Annotated in this window: 17 protein-coding genes; 11 read left to right on the forward strand and 6 right to left on the reverse strand. The window is 48.0% G+C overall.

Features of this window, described 5'->3' with window-relative positions:
- Positions 1-19 precede the first annotated feature (19 nt).
- The 3 genes from aat to infA all read left to right on the forward strand — a co-directional run bounded on the left by aat (position 20) and on the right by infA (position 1,848).
- Positions 20-754 carry a leucyl/phenylalanyl-tRNA--protein transferase gene (gene aat, locus C6Y40_RS06925; RefSeq protein ID WP_105933965.1) on the forward strand — a complete coding sequence of 245 codons (735 nt, stop codon included), beginning with the start codon at positions 20-22 and terminating at the stop codon, positions 752-754.
- Between the two features lie 5 nt (positions 755-759).
- Positions 760-1,524, forward strand: a complete 765-nt coding sequence (locus C6Y40_RS06930; RefSeq protein ID WP_105933966.1) for an arginyltransferase — start codon at positions 760-762, stop codon at positions 1,522-1,524.
- A gap of 105 nt (positions 1,525-1,629) precedes the next feature.
- A complete protein-coding gene (gene infA / locus C6Y40_RS06935; protein WP_014949333.1) occupies positions 1,630-1,848 on the forward strand; it encodes a translation initiation factor IF-1 in 219 nt (72 codons plus the stop codon).
- Positions 1,849-1,946: 98 nt separating this feature from the next.
- Here the strand turns inward: infA and clpA are convergent, their stop codons facing one another.
- Together clpA and clpS are read right to left on the reverse strand one after the other, a co-directional pair.
- Positions 1,947-4,226, reverse strand: coding sequence for an ATP-dependent Clp protease ATP-binding subunit ClpA (clpA, locus tag C6Y40_RS06940; protein ID WP_105933967.1), 2,280 nt, complete (start codon positions 4,224-4,226; stop codon positions 1,947-1,949).
- Positions 4,227-4,253: 27 nt separating this feature from the next.
- Complete coding sequence (clpS, locus tag C6Y40_RS06945) at positions 4,254-4,574, reverse strand: ATP-dependent Clp protease adapter ClpS (RefSeq protein ID WP_105933968.1); 321 nt, start codon at positions 4,572-4,574, stop codon at positions 4,254-4,256.
- A gap of 210 nt (positions 4,575-4,784) precedes the next feature.
- Between clpS and cspD the strand changes: the two genes are divergently transcribed.
- Entirely contained in the window at positions 4,785-5,003 is a 219-nt protein-coding gene (gene cspD, locus C6Y40_RS06950) for a cold shock domain-containing protein CspD (RefSeq protein ID WP_105933969.1), read from the forward strand.
- A 280-nt stretch (positions 5,004-5,283) separates the two neighbouring features.
- Here cspD and C6Y40_RS06955 read toward each other — a convergent pair whose 3' ends face one another.
- The 4 genes from C6Y40_RS06955 to C6Y40_RS06970 form a co-directional block, all read right to left on the reverse strand.
- Entirely contained in the window at positions 5,284-6,192 is a 909-nt protein-coding gene (locus tag C6Y40_RS06955; RefSeq protein WP_105933970.1) for a hypothetical protein, read from the reverse strand.
- A gap of 257 nt (positions 6,193-6,449) precedes the next feature.
- The gene (locus tag C6Y40_RS06960; RefSeq protein ID WP_105933971.1) at positions 6,450-6,980 is read right to left on the reverse strand and encodes a hypothetical protein; all 531 of its coding nucleotides are present in this window, start codon (positions 6,978-6,980) and stop codon (positions 6,450-6,452) included.
- A 505-nt stretch (positions 6,981-7,485) separates the two neighbouring features.
- Complete coding sequence (locus C6Y40_RS06965; RefSeq protein ID WP_105933972.1) at positions 7,486-8,415, reverse strand: hypothetical protein; 930 nt, start codon at positions 8,413-8,415, stop codon at positions 7,486-7,488.
- A 154-nt stretch (positions 8,416-8,569) separates the two neighbouring features.
- Positions 8,570-10,795 (reverse strand): NADP-dependent isocitrate dehydrogenase, encoded by a 2,226-nt coding sequence (locus C6Y40_RS06970; RefSeq protein ID WP_105933973.1) that lies wholly within the window; start codon positions 10,793-10,795, stop codon positions 8,570-8,572.
- A 443-nt stretch (positions 10,796-11,238) separates the two neighbouring features.
- Here C6Y40_RS06970 and C6Y40_RS06975 point away from each other — a divergent pair, with 443 nt between their 5' ends.
- The 7 genes from C6Y40_RS06975 to C6Y40_RS07005 all read left to right on the forward strand — a co-directional run bounded on the left by C6Y40_RS06975 (position 11,239) and on the right by C6Y40_RS07005 (position 18,036).
- A complete protein-coding gene (locus tag C6Y40_RS06975) occupies positions 11,239-11,859 on the forward strand; it encodes an rRNA large subunit pseudouridine synthase E (RefSeq protein ID WP_105933974.1) in 621 nt (206 codons plus the stop codon).
- Positions 11,860-11,952: 93 nt separating this feature from the next.
- Positions 11,953-13,068 carry a tRNA 2-thiouridine(34) synthase MnmA gene (gene mnmA, locus C6Y40_RS06980; protein ID WP_105933975.1) on the forward strand — a complete coding sequence of 372 codons (1,116 nt, stop codon included), beginning with the start codon at positions 11,953-11,955 and terminating at the stop codon, positions 13,066-13,068.
- Entirely contained in the window at positions 13,068-13,694 is a 627-nt protein-coding gene (gene hflD / locus C6Y40_RS06985) for a high frequency lysogenization protein HflD (protein WP_105933976.1), read from the forward strand. Before mnmA ends, hflD begins: the two co-directional genes overlap by 1 nt.
- Positions 13,695-13,708: 14 nt before the next feature.
- Positions 13,709-15,085 (forward strand): adenylosuccinate lyase, encoded by a 1,377-nt coding sequence (purB, locus tag C6Y40_RS06990; protein ID WP_105933977.1) that lies wholly within the window; start codon positions 13,709-13,711, stop codon positions 15,083-15,085.
- A gap of 41 nt (positions 15,086-15,126) precedes the next feature.
- Positions 15,127-16,311 carry an adenylate/guanylate cyclase domain-containing protein gene (locus C6Y40_RS06995; RefSeq protein WP_105933978.1) on the forward strand — a complete coding sequence of 395 codons (1,185 nt, stop codon included), beginning with the start codon at positions 15,127-15,129 and terminating at the stop codon, positions 16,309-16,311.
- A gap of 66 nt (positions 16,312-16,377) precedes the next feature.
- Positions 16,378-17,493, forward strand: coding sequence for a cupin domain-containing protein (locus C6Y40_RS07000; protein ID WP_105933979.1), 1,116 nt, complete (start codon positions 16,378-16,380; stop codon positions 17,491-17,493).
- Positions 17,494-17,577: 84 nt separating this feature from the next.
- Complete coding sequence (locus C6Y40_RS07005) at positions 17,578-18,036, forward strand: GNAT family N-acetyltransferase (RefSeq protein ID WP_105934023.1); 459 nt, start codon at positions 17,578-17,580, stop codon at positions 18,034-18,036.
- Positions 18,037-18,082 lie beyond the last annotated feature (46 nt).

The following is an 18,082-nucleotide window of genomic DNA, read 5'->3' on the forward strand; positions in this document are numbered from 1 at the left end:
CGTCAGCCATGCTTTTAGCATGATTAGCCTGCCCTATTTAGAACCTGATACCCCCTTTCCTCCGGTCGAACATGCACTGGATGATCCCAATGGATTACTCGCCTACGGTGCCGACCTTTCGCCCGGCAGATTGCTGACGGCTTATAGTCAGGGGATATTTCCCTGGTTTAGCGAAGGTGAACCCATTTTATGGTGGAGCCCGTCTCCTCGGGCCATTATTCCACTCGAAGGTTTTCGTGCCAGTACCAGCCTACGCAAACTCATGCGTAAGCAACTTTACCAGGTCACGCTCAACCGGGATTTTGCCGCCGTAATCCACCAATGCGCGAATATCCCGCGTATTCAGTACGGCCAGACATCTACCTGGATAACCGAAAATATGATTGCCGCTTACCAGGCGCTGCATGAATTAGGCCTGGCTCATTCGGTTGAAGTCTGGAAAGATGATAAGCTCGTAGGTGGTCTGTATGGCGTAGCAGTGGGTAAAGTGTTTTGCGGCGAGTCGATGTTTCACTGGTTGCCGAATACCTCCAAACTTGCCCTGGCCTACCTGGTGGATCATATGCAGCAACACGGCGGTGATTTTATCGATTGTCAGATGCCCACAGAACATCTTATGAGTCTGGGGGCAGTGAGTATTGAGCGTGATGCGTTTATTTCCCGCCTGAACAGTAGCAATCAAACCCTTGATCAGGACGGCTATATTTGTTCAGATTATCAGCAAACCTGGTGCGCTCAGGCGTTAAGTGAATAACCTGTATGAAATTTGGCATTACCCAGACATTCGACTGTAGCTATCTGCCTCGTAAAGAAGAGCAGTTGCTGGTGTATGTGGGAAGCCATACAGACTCCGCTACGCATTATCCGCAGCTGATTCAGGCCGGATTTCGCCGCAGTGGCGAACAGGTATACCGCCCCTATTGCCAGCAGTGTACGGCTTGTCATTCTATCCGCCTGCCCGTAAACGACTTTGCGCCATCACGGAGCCAGCGTCGGTTGCTAAATAAAAATAAGGCATTCACCACTCGCACTACTACCCAAACCAGCGAAGCTTACTACCCTTTATACGAGCGTTATATCACCGAACGCCACGCAGACGGCAGCATGTACCCGCCGGACCCGGTGCAGTTTGAAAGCTTTCTGGCCTGTGAATGGAATTCGCCCCTGTTTGTTGAGGCCTATGATGGCGACAAGCTTATTGCAGTGGCCGTAACAGATATTATTGATACCCATGATCATCGCGATGGTTTTTCTGCGATGTATACCTTTTACGACCCGGATTATCACCACCGTTCGCTGGGTACCTGGATGATCCTGCAACAGATCCATCACACCCGGGCACAAAACAGGCATTACCTGTATTTGGGCTACCAGATAGATGACTGCAATAAAATGAACTACAAAAGCCGTTTTTTACCCCATGAGCGCTATTATAATCATCAGTGGCATCGCTTTGAAAATGCGCAACAGGTAAGTGAAATGGCCAGCCGCCGCAACGATTTGGTGATTGATTTACTCCGCTAGCTCAGCAATTCGCCAATTAGCTTATTTAATTCTTTACTTATATCTATGAATTGGTTAATGTCTGCGCGGCGAAAAATTTGTGATTAATTGAGGTTATTGCTTTAGATGGCGAAAGAAGATTGTATTGAAATGGAAGGTACGGTACTGGATACCCTGCCAAATACCATGTTCCGTGTTGAATTAGAAAACGGTCACGTAGTGACTGCGCATATCTCTGGAAAAATGCGTAAAAACTATATCCGCATTCTGACCGGTGACAAAGTGACAGTGGAAATGACACCCTATGACCTGACTAAAGGTCGTATTGTCTATCGCGCGCGTTAATTCATACCGGCCTACGCCAGCTTACGCGATAATGTGATAAGCATAAAAAACCCGAACCAAGTGTTCGGGTTTTTTGTTAGTTGTGTACGGCGTCCGGATTAATCACTGGACTCAGCGGCCGACTCAGTCTGATCCTCAGAGTTGTAAACAAATACCAGTTTGTCGTCTTCTAAGTCGACTCTTACATCACCACCATTGCTCAATTTACCGAACAACAGCTCGTTCGCCAGCTCTTTCTTCAGCGATTCCTGAATCAGGCGTGACATCGGGCGTGCGCCCATAGACTTGTCATAGCCTTTTTCGGCCAGGTGCGCTCTTGCTGCCGGTGACACTTCCAGCGAGACACCTTTAGTATCCAGCTGAGCCTGCAGTTCGATAATAAATTTATCCACCACCTGCAGAATGACATCAGTATCCAGGTGATTAAACCAGATAATCGAATCCAGACGGTTTCTGAACTCTGGTGAAAACACCTTGTTGATTTCACTCATAGCGTCATGACTGTGATCCTGCTGTTTGAAACCAATAGAAGTACGGATAGTTTCCTGTACGCCTGCATTGGTTGTCATTACCAGAACCACGTTTCTGAAGTCCACTTTACGGCCGTTATTGTCGGTTAGCGTACCGTGGTCCATCACCTGCAACAAAATGTTGTAAATATCGCTGTGGGCTTTTTCAATCTCATCAAGCAGGACTACCGAGTACGGGTGTTTGATAACCGCGTCAGTTAACAGACCGCCCTGATCGAAGCCTACGTAACCAGGAGGCGCACCAATCAGGCGACTCACAGCATGACGCTCCATATACTCCGACATATCGAAACGTACCAGCTCAACGCCCATAATTTTGGCCAGTTGCTGAGTTACCTCAGTTTTCCCTACACCGGTAGGACCAGCAAACAGGAATGACCCGATAGGCTTCTCTTCTGTACCAAGACCCGCGCGGGACAGGTGAATGGCATCAGACAGCGACTCAATCGCTTTATCCTGACCGAATACCACCATTTTCAGGTTACGACCCAGATTTTTAAGCACTTCTTTATCTGACGCAGAGACCGATTTTTCCGGAATACGCGCCATCTTGGCAATAATCTGCTCAATCTCGCCTACGTTAATGACCTTCTTACGCTTCGACTGAGGTAACAGGCGCTGACTGGCGCCAGCCTCATCCATTACATCGATAGCTTTATCCGGTAAGTGGCGTTCATTTATATACTTGGCCGACAGTTCTGCTGCCGCCTGCAGTGCTTTTTGCGTAAAGCGTACACTGTGGTGCTCTTCGTAGCGTGACTTCAGGCCCTGCAGAATTTTGGTCGTGTCGGTAACACTTGGTTCCGTCACGTCCACTTTCTGGAAACGGCGTGCCAGAGCTCGGTCTTTTTCAAAGATGCCCTGATATTCCTGGTAGGTAGTTGAACCAATACAACGCAGTTCACCCGAGCTCAATTTTGGTTTGAGCAGGTTAGACGCATCCATTACACCGCCAGATGCCGCACCGGCACCAATAATAGTGTGGATTTCATCGATGAACAGGATAGCGTTCTTATCACGGGATAACTCTTTAAGAATACCTTTTAAGCGTTTCTCAAAGTCGCCGCGATACTTGGTACCAGCCAGCAGTCCACCCAGATCTAACGAGTACACCGTGCACTCTTCAATCACCTCAGGCACCTGGTTTTCTACGATGCGGTAAGCAAGCCCTTCGGCAATTGCGGTTTTACCTACACCAGCCTCACCCACTAACAGCGGGTTATTTTTACGACGGCGACATAAAATTTGGATAGTCCGTTCCAGTTCGGTGTCACGGCCAATAAGCGGGTCGATTTTCCCTTCCTGCGCCTGACGGTTCAGGTTGGTGGCATATTTTGCCAGTGCTGAGCCCGACTCCTCGCCTTCAGCGGTTTCCTCACTGGCTTCATTGGATTCTGGTGCTTCGTCTTCGGCTTTGCTCACGCCGTGACTGATAAAGTTAACAACGTCCAGACGGGTTACGTCTGATTTTTTGAGGATATAAACAGCCTGGCTTTCCTGCTCACTGAAAATGGCAACCAGCACGTTAGCGCCGGTAACTTCTTCTTTACCCGATGACTGGACGTGAAAAACGGCACGCTGTAACACACGCTGAAAACCCAGTGTAGGCTGAGTTTCGCGATCGCTTGCCTGATCATCGAGGATTAACGGTGTGGTATCCTTCACAAATTCTACCAATTCGCCACGGATATTATCGATATCCGCACCGCAGGCTTTGAGGGCTTCCTGAGCAGCCGGGTTATCTAACAAGGCCAACAGCAAGTGCTCAACCGTCATAAATTCATGACGATGCTCTCTTGCGAATACAAAAGCCTCGTTTAACGTCTGCTCTAATTCTTTATTCAGCATATACATTGCCCCTGTTAGGTTTATAACTCACGCCTGTTCCATCGTACACATCAACGGGTGTTGATGTTTACGGGCATATTGATTGACCTGCATGACTTTTGTTTCTGCTATCTCGGCAGTATAAATGCCACATACAGCCTTGCCCCGGTAATGAACAGTCAGCATCAGTTGGTTTGCTTTTTCAGCATCCATCCGGAAAAAACGCATCAAAATTTCTACCACGAAATCCATTGGCGTGTAGTCATCGTTATTCAATAGGACCTTATACATCGGAGGCGGTTCAGTCTTCTTCCTCTCCTGCTCGAGTAAGCGTTCCTTATCGATACTAATGGCGTTACCTTTACTCATAATTTAATCATAGTGCGTCTGCAAGCAATTTATTATCTTTTTTACCATTAATTTGTTCGGAAAAAAATAAAATGCACTTGCATAATGCGGTCAAAATATCTACAGTTTTAGTATGTTTTGTGAGTGACGCACAAGACTAGCTGTCCCATGCCTTAACTGTATTGTGGGGGCAGTTTCCCGTGAGTTCAAGGATTAAGAGGAAGTCGAAGTATGGCGGTTGGCAAAGTTAAATGGTTTAACAACGCGAAAGGGTTTGGATTTATTGTGCCCGAGGAAGGTGGCGAAGACATATTTGCTCACTACTCAACAATACAAATGGAAGGCTATCGATCATTAAAAGCAGGTCAGGAAGTCACTTTTGAAGTACAGCAGGGCCCTAAAGGGCTGCATGCTGAAAACATTGGTATTGTCGAGGACGAAGAGCGATAACGCACCTCCCCAAGAAATAGATTAAGTAACAAGCCTTACCCGGTAATCGAGTAAGGCTTGTTTATGCGACCACCAAAAGGCTGTTTTTTATATATGCCTTATATCTTTTTACGTCTTATTAGTTTTTATTAGTCTTATTGCCTAAGGTTTTGCCTGGCTTTTTAGAGCTACCTCCGCCCGCCCCTCATTTATCATTAGGTTTCTGCTATGGGTGAGTTCAATCACTCAGTGCACAAAGCGATATTATTCAGCTAAGCTGGCAAGAAACATAAATCACTAACTAATCAGTTCCATTTATAGCGATCGCCGGTTGCTTAGCTTTTATCGACAAAGCATTAATAGACAAATCCTGCGCGGTTAAACCCCGGTTAATATCAATGCCTGTATACCACCATTCGTGGGCATCAATACTAATAGGCCCGCGTACACGCTCAAAGAAGTGTGTGGGGAAGGTAAAGCCATCTATTTCAGTGTATTTAAGGTAAGTGGTATCGGCATGTGCACCCTTTGTGGCATCAAATCCATCCAGGGTGATGTGTACCCGATAAGTTAACGCAGATTGTTTATTTACCCATAGCGTAACGAAATCGCGTTCTGACAACCCAAAGCCGGGGGCTAGCCTTGCGTTGATCCGGTAATACCCGTTACCATCTTCAGTTGCATCCGGCAGCCTTTGCCAGTTCTTTACCTGTTCATGTAAGGCTAATGGCCCAAGGGTGAACAAGTAAAACGCATCAGCGGTAAGTGCTGCAGCCGCATTTTTCTGCTCGTCTCTGGTTATTTCCCCGTTGTACGCCACTTTTATCTCGTTCTGCGTTCGATATACCCGCTTGTTTCCACAGTCCCCCTGATAGTTTGCAAAGTATAATTGCTCATTTAACAACAACCTTTCTTCCGATTGTTGCCGATAGTCGGCATCTGCAATTAACGGCTGAATTTGTGTAACCAGAAAGTGCCACTCTCCATCAATTGCCACGTTTAAATCATTCAACTCATCAAGGTTTGCGCCGCCATGTTTCTCAAACGTAAGGGCGAAGATATCATCAGCAGTGCGATTGTCCGGCTGTCGCTGCAGTACCTGCTCAAACTGAGGTGAGGTTTTAGCACAACCGCCACAAGCTATTACCAGCGCCAGCAGCACATATTTATTTTGCAAATTATTTAAAAAACCGGTTAGAGGAAACCCCATTTCGAACCTCTTTAACTGTAATGCGTGGGAGTGTGTCTTATACAGCGAAGCAGTGGTTGTGGATTATTAACGTTAGTTGATGATTACGGCCGTGGTAACGGCAAAACTGACTCAATAGCCTATGCAACAGGCTTTTCTAAATTTCCTGTTGCAAACACAAATGAATAAACTGTTTTTAACCACTCACGTGTAATGGCTGTCACGTGAATTTTCGGGTTCAGACACGCTCGGGTATTGGCTGGTCGATTCCGTGATTATTAACCATCACGCTCGACTTCAACTGTTGCATCTTCAAAAATGGGGACAAAATCATCATCGTTTTGAAGCTTTAAAAGTATTGAAAAGTTAAAACTTTGAATATCGGCTGGTAAATTATCAAAGCCAGAATTAACAGAGAAAACGAAGTTTCCACCATTTGTATTCGTCAACAGTTGCTGGACTTCCTGAAAATTTTGAACAGATTCTGCGCTCAAATTTAAAATATATTCATTTTTGGCTTCGTCAAACGCGAACCAACCTTCTTTGGCAGGAATGGCTCGCCTCTCAAGTAGCGATAGTGGAAACTTAAAAACCCTGTCTCCCTGCTCAGTTTCTACCTCAAGACCTAATTCGACTTTTTCAATATCAATTTCGATTGGTTGGTCGAGTATGATCTTTGCTCTGATATCCGCAGGTTTTATGGCAACAAAATCACTCTTTTGATATGAGCTAAATTTCAACATTGTACTCAGCGGTATACTCGCGCACCCACTAACAATAAATACGATAAAAAAACAAAATAACTTCATTTAAAACATCCTTGTTATGGCTAACGCGATTGCTTGATTGGGTAACTAATAATGGTAGGTGACAGACACATCTTAATACTGGTCTTCCTTGAGGTGAATCGAAACTAATCACACCCCTAAAATTTCAATATAATTTATTGATAACAATACCTTACACCTAATTATAAACTCATTTCCAATGATTTATTTGGATGCGCGAAAACAGACTGTTTATGGTGAGCCAGCCTTTCGAGGTGATCCCTGATACCGCTCGGCGATTCAGGGATGACAAACTTGGGTAGTCTCAGCTAATAGAAAGGGTGCCTATGGTGACGTATTTACTGTAGATATTAATCCTAAGAATTCTGGAAGTGTATGAGTCACTATCCCCAGATTATAACTTCGGTACAGTTAATCGGGCAATTTCCCATCATTACTTACATCAGGAGTAAGTAGCCGAATCATGGTTTGCAATCCGGCCATACTTACCCCTCACACATAAAAGCGCTCCCTGCCCTGTCTGCGCTTAATTGTTTGGGCTGGTTACATTTGGCAGCACAAAAGATTTCACGTTGCTGTGTAAGCGGATCCACAAACCAGGATTAGCATTCAGTAAGCCTGCCAGTTCCTTTTCATCCTGTGGTAATGAGGTTTGCCTTACTTTCGCGTAGGTGCTGATTTTCGCCGGGGCTGTATCTGCATCCACCACCGATTGCACAACTTTTTTAGCGCCCAGTATGGCTGCAGGCCCCAGGGTAAGGATGTATTGCGCAGCGCGGCACTGAGCTTCATCCTCGGCGCTGATTTCGCTGCCGCCGGCTTTGAACTTGCTGATATGGTGCTCAAGTATGGAACTGGAGATGGGAATAATACCAGCCATATGATGAGCTCGTGCGCCGGATAAGGGTTTAATGTATGCCAGGTGAGACGCGTCATTGGCCTCTGGCCCGTGGCCAATAAAGAAAATATCCAGGCCACCTAAACTTTCGAGCTTGTTAAGGTAATCAGTTAATGTCCCCTCCAGATCCGGGGTATCGGTTTGCATAGGCGTAAAGCTTTTAATTTTTGCAAAAAAGGCTTCGCCGAGGATGCGTTCAAAATCACGCACAAAACTCAGTCCGTTACCCATGGCCAGCGGCGCCAGGGCATCCTGGGTAAACACATTGAGCCTGGCTAATAGTTCATCGATTTCGTTGGTAGCGGCTTTCTCACCGAGCAGGCGGTGTAATTGCTGGGCACCACGCCCACCAAGCAAAGCAATGTTAATGTCGCCGGTTTTCGCTTCTGCCGTGCTGAGCAGCTCCTTAAACATGGCTTCGCCCACTTCGGCTTCAGACGGTAACACCATGGGCTCAATGCCATAATCAGTGGTTGAGGCAAGAACCGGCTCATTGAGTGCCAGCCACATGTTGCCATTTTTATCTTCGCGTTGAAAAAGAGACGTTGCTGTGGTCATTATTCACCTGTTGCATTGTTAGCAAAACGTAAAATTAGTCGGTCAAACGGTACCAAGAAGGCATTTAAAAAACCAGTGCCACCGGTAGCATTTTCACCTAACAAAAAACCGGCCGAAGCCGGTTTTTTATATAAATCAAAAACTAATGATTTAATTAAGCGCCAAGAATTTCGTTAAACGTGGCACTTGGGCGCATTGCTGCGGCAGTTTTCGCTTCGTCAGGCAGGTAGTAACCACCGATATCCTGAGGCTTGCCTTCAGTTTCATTGATTTCTTCAATGATCTTATCAATGTTCGCCGCCAGCTTGTCGTAGATTGGGCCAAACTGAGCAGCCAGTTCGGCATTTTCTGTTTGCTTGGCCAGCTCTTCGGCCCAGTACATTGCCAGATACACGTGGCTACCACGGTTATCCAGTTGACCGGCTTTACGCAGCGGCGACTTGCCGTTGTTCAGCAGTGCCTCTGTGGCTTTATCCAGTGCAACGGCCAGTTGTTTGGCTTTTGCATTACCGTGTTTGATAGCCACGTCTTCAAGCGATACCGCCAGTGCCAGGAATTCACCCAGTGAATCCCAACGTAAGTGACCTTCTTCAACAAACTGCTGAACGTGCTTAGGTGCAGAACCACCCGCGCCAGTCTCATACAGGCCACCACCGGCCATCAGCGGCACGATAGACAGCATTTTCGCGCTAGTGCCCAGCTCAAGGATTGGGAACAGGTCGGTCAGGTAGTCACGCAGTACGTTACCGGTAACAGAAATAGTATCCAGGCCACGGATAGCGCGTTCCATGGAGTAACGGATAGCACGAACCGGTGACATGATTGAAATGTCCAGACCATCTGTGTCGTGATCCTGCAGGTATTTCTCTACTTTCTTGATCAGCTGTGCATCGTGCGCACGCTCATCGTCCAGCCAGAATACCGCCGGCATGCCAGATTGACGGGCACGGGTAACAGCCAGTTTCACCCAGTCCTGAATAGGCGCGTCTTTGGCCTGACACATACGCCAGATATCGCCTTCTTCCACTTCATGCTCAATCAGTACGTTGCCGTCCTGATCAACAACCTGAACGGTACCGTCTGCTTCCATTTCGAAAGTTTTGTCGTGTGAACCGTATTCTTCGGCTTTCTGCGCCATCAGACCAACGTTAGGTACTGTACCCATAGTAGTTGGGTCGAAGGCACCGTGGGTCTTACAGAAGTTGATTACTTCCTGATAGATAGTCGCATAGGTACTTTCCGGGATAACCGCTTTAGTATCGTGTGGCTTTCCATCCGGACCCCACATCTGACCAGAGTTACGGATCATCGCTGGCATAGAAGCATCTACGATTACGTCGCTTGGTACGTGCAGGTTAGAAATACCTTTATCTGAGTTTACCATCGCCAGTGGCGGGCGATCGGCGTAACACTTGTTGATGTCGCGCTCAATCTCAGAACGCTGAGACTCAGGCAGAGTTGAAATTTTGTCGTAAACGCTGCCCAGACCGTTGTTCGGGTTAACACCCAGTTCGTCAAACAGGTCGCCATATTTTTCGAACAACTCTTTGTAGAATACTTTAACGCAGTGACCGAATACGATGGGGTGAGACACCTTCATCATGGTCGCTTTTACGTGCAGAGAAAACAAGATGCCAGTGTTTTTAGCATCTTCAATTTGCTCTTCGAAGAACTGACACAGGGCTTTTTTGCTCATGAACATGCCGTCGATGACTTCACCAGCCAGCAAGTCAACTTTTGGCTTCAGGGTCTTTTTGCTACCGTCTTTGCCGGTAAATTCAATGCTTACATAGCCTTCTTTTTCAACGGTTACTGATTTTTCACCTGAGTAGAAGTCACCGCCACGCATGTGCGCAACGTGAGTTTGTGAAGCCTGGCTCCACTCACCCATGCTATGCGGGAATTTTTTCGCATAATTCTTAACTGCAGTTGGCGCACGACGGTCTGAGTTACCTTCGCGCAGAACCGGGTTTACTGCAGAACCCAGCACTTTACCGTAACGCTCACGAACGTCTTTGTCTTCATCAGTTTGCGGATCTTCCGGGAACTGAGGAACGTTAAAGCCCAGGGCATTCAGTTCCTTAATCGCTGCGCGTAACTGAGGAATAGACGCACTGATGTTTGGCAGTTTAATGATATTGGCTTCCGGATCCTGCGTCATTTCGCCCAGCTCGTTCAGGGCATCAACCACTTTTTGGTCGTCAGTCAGATAATCAGGGAAATGGGCCAGGATACGTGCGGCTAGAGAGATATCACTTACTTCAACATCGATATCAGCTTCGGCGGCAAAGCGACGAATAATGGGTAACAACGAGTAGGTGGCCAACATTGGCGCTTCATCGGTTTTGGTATAAATAATTGTAGACTTACGGTTGGTCATTATGTACCTCAATAGTTGCAGTAGCTGGCTGCGTTTTTTCCATTCAACAAATTCCAGCCGCTTATTTCAGACTATTACGTTCTGACAAGAGACCGGATCTCGTGATTTTCCTGCGTACCTACATGTGTCAACCTGAAGGGAGTATCGATTCACGCACGCAAAATACTCAGTATCCACTTTACTGAGTATTTAATTCACTAGTTTTACAGGTTGACGCTGGCCATGTAATGCACATGAATCATAAGGTCTTTAGTATAGGGTCAAGCGAACCAGTTACAAGTCATACCTTTGTCTTAATTACGAAAAAATGGTTAATAAATTAGTTTTCATGGGTAATTATTCAACAAAGTGCACAAAAACCCATCACCAGCAGGTTGCCGGTGTGATTAAACAACAACTTTGATAAACTGTTTACTCAAATCTCACCGGCCAGCAATAGTTGCATGACTTCAACCGTAATTCTGTTTAATAAACCCTACATGGTGCTTTCGCAGTTCACCGATGCTGAAGGCCGTGAAACCCTCAAAGATTACATTCAGGTTCCCGATGTCTATGCAGCAGGACGGCTCGACCGGGATTCAGAGGGGTTACTGGTGCTTACCGATAATGGCGCGTTACAACATAAGCTCGCCCACCCGAAGGCCAAAACCAGCAAAACTTACTGGGTACAGGTGGAGGGCGAAGTATCAGATGAAGCCATTGAAGCGCTACGCAAGGGTGTGGAATTAAAAGATGGTTTGACCCGCCCAGCCAAAGTACAGCGCATGGCAGAGCCAGCTGTGTGGCCTCGCAACCCGCCTATTCGGGAGCGGGCGAATATTCCAACCACCTGGTTATCCATCACCATCAGCGAAGGCCGTAACCGCCAGGTGCGTCGCATGACGGCCCATGTAGGGAATCCTACCCTGCGACTTATCCGCTACCGGGTAGGAAACTGGACGCTGGATGGCATTGCCAATGGTGAGTACGTCAGCCTGCCCGGCCCGCCAATGAAACCGGTCGATAAGGCAAATAAACGCCCTGCCCGACGAAGCCGGCCCAAACAACGGCAAAAAACACGTTGAGCGCCGCAAAAAGGCGCTTTTAGAGGTGCCAAAAGTTGCATTTTCTGGTAAACTCCGCGCCCCGTAAATAACATGAGAGTGCACAGTAAAATAATGTCTCAGCTTGCCACTTCGGCCCCCAATAAACAAAAAGTCATCGTCGGTATGTCCGGTGGTGTGGACTCTTCTGTTTCTGCTTATTTGCTCCAGCAACAAGGCTACGAAGTTGAAGGCCTGTTTATGAAAAACTGGGAAGAAGACGACAACGACGAATACTGCGCCGCGGCTGAAGATCTGGCCGATGCCCAGGCAGTTGCCGATAAGCTGGGTATTTACCTGCACACCATTAATTTTGCGGCCGAGTATTGGGACAATGTGTTTGAGTACTTTCTGGCAGAATACAAAGCCGGCCGCACGCCAAATCCGGATATCATGTGTAACAAGGAAATCAAATTTAAGGCTTTCCTTGAATACGCTGCCGAAGACTTAGGTGCCGACTTTATTGCCACCGGCCATTATGTGCGCCGCCGAGAAGTTGACGGCCACTGGCAGATGTTGCGCGGTCTGGACAACAACAAAGACCAGAGCTATTTCCTCTACACCCTGGGCGAAGAACATGTTGCCAAAACCTTGTTCCCGGTGGGCGACATCGAGAAACCACAGGTCAGGGAGATTGCCGAGCAACAAGGCCTTGTTACCGCTGACAAAAAAGACAGCACCGGCATTTGTTTTATCGGCGAACGTAAGTTTAAAGACTTCTTAAGTCAGTACCTGCCGGCTCAACCCGGTATCATCGAAACCGCCGAAGGTGTTGAAATTGGCCAGCATGAAGGGCTTATGTATCATACCCTGGGGCAGCGTAAAGGCTTGCACATTGGCGGCCTGGCCGAATACGGCGACGATCCCTGGTATGTGGTAGACAAAGACGTTGAACGCAACGTGCTTATCGTTGGTCAGGGCGCTAACCATCCTCGCCTATACTCAGACGGCCTGATTGCCAAGCAATTGCACTGGGTTAACCGTACAGTGCCAACCGAACCATTCCGTGCCGCAGTGAAAACCCGTTACCGTCAGCAGGATATTCCCTGCCTGGTTACGCCCATTGGTGACGATCAGGTAAAGGTAACCTTCGACGAGCCACAAAAGGCGGTTACACCTGGCCAGTCAGCGGTGTTTTATCAGGACGAAGTCTGCCTGGGTGGCGGCATTATTGAGAGTTACCTACGCTAATGTTGGATGCAGCCATCGAAAAACAACTGGGTCTGGCGGGTGTTTGTCAGGCCGCACGACTGGTGCAGTCGATTGCCCGTACCGGTGAAGCCGATAAACAGGCAGTAGAAGCAAGCTTATCCAGTATTCTGGTCACCGATTCAGACACCACACAGCAGGTGTTCGGCCAGTTGGAAAATTTAAAAACCGGTTTTCAGGTGATTGTGGCGCAATTAGGCGATCATAACTCCAAAAAAGATACCGAGCTGACCCGTTATATCGCCAGTGTGCTTGGACTCGAGCGAAAACTGGCACGCAACAGCAAAGCCATGAATGAGCTGGGTGAGCGTATTTCCCACGTGCAACGTCAGCTGGCGCATATGGACTTTGAGAGCCCGCAGATTTTATCGTCGCTGGCGAGTATTTATTCAGACGTGATCAGCCCGTTGGCACCAAAGATTCAGATTGCCGGTAATCCCAGCTGCCTGAGTCAGCCACTCAATCAACACCGGGTTCGAGCCCTGTTGCTGGCTGGTGTGCGCGCCGCCGTCTTGTGGCGACAGCTGGGCGGTCAGCGCCGACAGATTTTATTTAAACGTAAAGCAATTCTACGCAGTGCCCAGCAGGCACTGAGATTAATGAACTAATTGAGGAGCAAAAGGTGGAACTATCCCAATTAACGGCAATTTCTCCGGTCGATGGTCGGTATGCCTCTAAAACAGGCGAGTTACGGTCTATTTTTAGTGAGTACGGCCTGCTTAAATACCGGGTTGAAGTTGAAGTCAGATGGTTACAAAAACTGTCCAAGCTGGACGGTATCACCGAAGTCCCTGACTTTTCTCCTCAGTCGCATAAACTGCTCGACAGCATTGTGGCAGAATTTTCGGTAGACGATGCCCGCCGCATTAAAGAAATCGAACGTACCACCAACCATGACGTAAAAGCAGTAGAGTATTTCCTTAAGGAAAAAGTAGCAGATAACAGCGAACTGAACGCTATCAGTGAGTTTATCCACTTTGCCTGTACCTCAGAAGACATCAATAACCTGTCGCATGCCCTGATGTGCACTGAAGCCCGCGATACCGTTATCCTGCCTTACTGCGATAAGTTAATCGATGCGCTTAAAGATCTGGCTCGCGAATACCGCAGTATTCCAATGATGGCCCGTACGCACGGTCAGCCGGCATCGCCAACGACCATGGGTAAGGAAATGGCTAACGTGGCCGTGCGCTTACAACGTCAGCGCGACCAAATCGCGGCAGTAAGCCTGCTGGGTAAAATTAACGGTGCAGTAGGTAACTACAACGCTCACCTGTCGGCTTATCCAGAGCTTGACTGGCACACCATCTCTGAAGATTTTGTCACCAGCCTGGGCATTACCTGGAATGCATTTACCACGCAAATCGAGCCGCATGATTACATTGCCGAGCTGTTTGACGCCATTGCACGGTTCAACACTATCCTGCTGGACTTCGACCGTGACGTCTGGGGTTACATTGCGCTGGGTCACTTTAAGCAAAAAACGGTTGCCGGCGAAATTGGCTCCTCTACCATGCCGCATAAAGTTAACCCTATCGACTTTGAAAACTCGGAAGGTAACCTGGGCATCGCTAATGCGATTTTCGATCACCTGGCGGCCAAACTGCCGGTATCACGCTGGCAGCGTGATCTGACCGACTCAACGGTACTGCGTAACCTGGGTGTTGGCGTTGGCTATGCCGTTATCGCTTATCAGGCAACACTTAAAGGCATCAGCAAACTGGAAGTTAACGAGCAAAGCCTGCTTAACGAGCTGGACAATAACTGGGAACTGCTGGCAGAGCCTATTCAAACCGTTATGCGTCGTTACGGTATCGAAAAGCCATATGAAAAGCTTAAAGAACTGACCCGCGGTAAGAAAGTGAACGCTGAGGTAATTGCCGAGTTCATCGATAACCTTGAATTACCACAAAGTGCCAAAAACCAGCTGAAACAGCTGTCTCCACAGACCTATATTGGTGACGCAATCCGTCTGGTAGATCAGTTACTGGGCGAATAAGTCTTTGCTACGCTTGGCAACTCCTACATTAAGGAGTTGCCATGTTACCGCTAACTACTTCCCTTACCGCTTCTCAGCGTACTTCTGAACAACTCAGGCAAACACTTAATCTTACTCTGCTGCTATTTACGGTAGCCATGCTGTTACAACTCCCGGCACTGTATTATTTTGCGCGTCCTGACTCATTACAAAGCTACAACTGGCTGGGTCATTTTCTGGCCTTACTCGCACTGTTACTGACTCAGCGACTAGTAAGGCTAAACCACCTTAAAGTAGCTCTGTTTATGCTTTATTACAGTTACCTCACATGGGTATTATTGTTGTGGCCAGGGCTATCTAATACCCACTATTACTACCTGCTCGCTGTGGTGATAAGCGGGTTTGTGTTTACCCGTGCTGAACGACTGGCGCAATGCATTGTGCTAACTGGCGCAGTATTCCTATTCAGTCTGTTTAGTATTCTTCACTATCAGCCACAACTGGAGTTTGGCATCCTGCGCCTGACCAACGACCTAACCCTCGGCGCCCTGAGCCTGGGTATTTACCGGGTGCTTCGCCAACGAACCGTCAACCGCTGGCAGGGCTTACGCGACGCACACAAATCCTCAATGAGTACCCTGAGTCAATTGTTACCCAAGGATCCTGAACAGCCCGCCAGTTTCTGGCAGCCCGGAAAAACCCGGCGCTATCCTTTTGCCTGCGTGTTATTTGCCGATCTCAGCGGCTACACTACCCTTAACAGGCAATACGGTGACCGAGCTATCCTCACCGGCCTGAAACGCCTTTATTCACACATCGATAGTTTGTGCGACCAGTTTTCAGTAGAGAAAATCAAAACCAATGGCGATCAGTATATGGTAGTGAGCAAGTTACAAATCCAGACGGATCAGACTTGTTGTGTGCATATGTATCATTTTGCCAGTGCATTGCACCGCATGATTGCTCGTTACAGTGATAATCACCATCTTAACTGTACGGTGCGCATTGGCATCGCTACAGGCCCTTTAACCGCCGGCATTATCGGTAAAAACCGGACGTACTTTGATGTCTGGGGCGAAACGGTCAATCTGGCTGCCGGCCTGGAGCAGAATGCTGACAGAGAGTACATTGCGGTATGCCCTGTTACCGCGAAACATCTTCCGGCTCACCTGATAGCAGCCGAAGCCAGCCTGGCAAGCAGCAAACACCCTGATACAAATATTTATTACCAACTGAAAATCGCCTGACAACTTTGGGCTGTGGGTTTTAATCCACCGCCAACCCGGGGATAATGGCGCAAATGCAAAACGATAATGATAACTGTGCTTAATTTAGATATTGCCGCTTTTTTACAAACTTACTGGCAGAAAAAACCTTGTGTTATTCGCAATGCCCTGCCTGATTTTACCGACTTCATTGATGAACACGAGTTGGCGGGCCTTGCTATGGAGCCAGAGCTTGATAGCCGGGTAATCAGCAAACAAGCCGAACAATGGTCTGTTCAGCAAGGGCCTTTTGAAGATTTCTCAGCTTGTCAGGGACAATGGACGCTGCTGGTTCAGGGTGTAGACAGATTTTGTGACGACGCCAGCGAGCTTATGCAGAAGTTTAATTTTATTCCCAACTGGCGGGTTGACGATCTGATGATCAGTTTTGCGGTACCTGGTGCCGGTGTGGGCCCCCATGTTGACCAGTACGATGTATTTTTGCTGCAAGGTAAAGGCAGCAGGCGCTGGCGGGTGGGTTCGCCCGAGGGCCTCACCAGCACCCAGCCGGTTAAAGGGCTGTGTCAGGTGGATGACTTCACACCGGTGATTGATTGTGAATTACAGCCCGGCGATGTTCTCTATATCCCGCCTGGCTGGCCCCATGACGGGATAACCCTCAGCGACAGTCTGACTTACTCCATAGGCTTTCGGGCACCGGATCAGGCTCAGCTAGGCAACTATCTGGCCGAGCATTTACAAACACAGTCAACCGGCACGAAGCGCTATACCGACCCGGAACTGGTCCTGTCAGACTCGCCGGCAGAAGTGTCGCGCAAGGAAGTCGATGCACTCAAAGACTTGTTGCACCAGGCCATCGATGATGACAGCTTCAGTCAAAACCTGTTAGCCATGTTAAGCGAGCAAGGTATCGAGCCTGAGATCAATGAACCAGTTGATAGCCAGTCTCTGCAGGAGCACCTCGAATCAGGGGCTACACTGGTTAAATTGCCGGGTTGCCGGCCACTGTTAAACAGGCAATTCCCGGATTGTTTATTTATTAATGGTGAGGTAATTAAGTTTTCTCCCGAAAATTACCCGTTAATGTGCCAGCTTATGAGCAAGGCCGACATTGATCGCACTGATATGGCACCCGCCCCGGATAAACTGGATATTTTTTACACATTCACTACACTGGTTAATATGGGTTACTGGGAACTCTGACCTGAAAAACCGCTGTACAGGTACAGACAACTCACCGGGATTACCTGCTGGCAACTCTGCCAGCAGAGCAACATGGGGGGAAGTATGGCGTATAAAGTCCAACAGGTACTTTGGCAAGAGGCCTGTGATCAATTGAAAACACTTAGAAAAGCAGTGTACGTACTGGAATGGCAACTTCCGGAAACCACCGAATTTGACGATTTAGACAGTAAAGCCGCACACGTTTTACTGTTTAGTGATCAGGACACCCCTATTGCTACCGGTCGTCTGACCCCAAGCGGCGAGCTCGGCAGAATCGCTGTCTTACCCGGCCACCGCACCCTGGCGGTTTATAAGCTATTGTTCGCAGCCCTCCTCAAACACGCCGAATTGCAAAACATCAAACAAATTCAGTTACAGTCCGAACTCGCCAGTGTCAAGTTTCATCAGGCCAAAGGGTTTAAGCCAGTTGGTAAGGTGTTTATGGAAGCCGGCATACCCATGCAAAAGATGGTGTGTAACCGGCAAAACTTTGATATTCCGGATGTACGGCATATTCATTAATGCCGCACGGGCCCGTGATTGAGGCTAAAAGGTTGGGAATTAGTAT

Source organism: Marisediminitalea alba (genome assembly GCF_002993365.1).
GTDB classification, from domain to species: Bacteria; Pseudomonadota; Gammaproteobacteria; order Enterobacterales; family Alteromonadaceae; genus Alteromonas; species Alteromonas alba.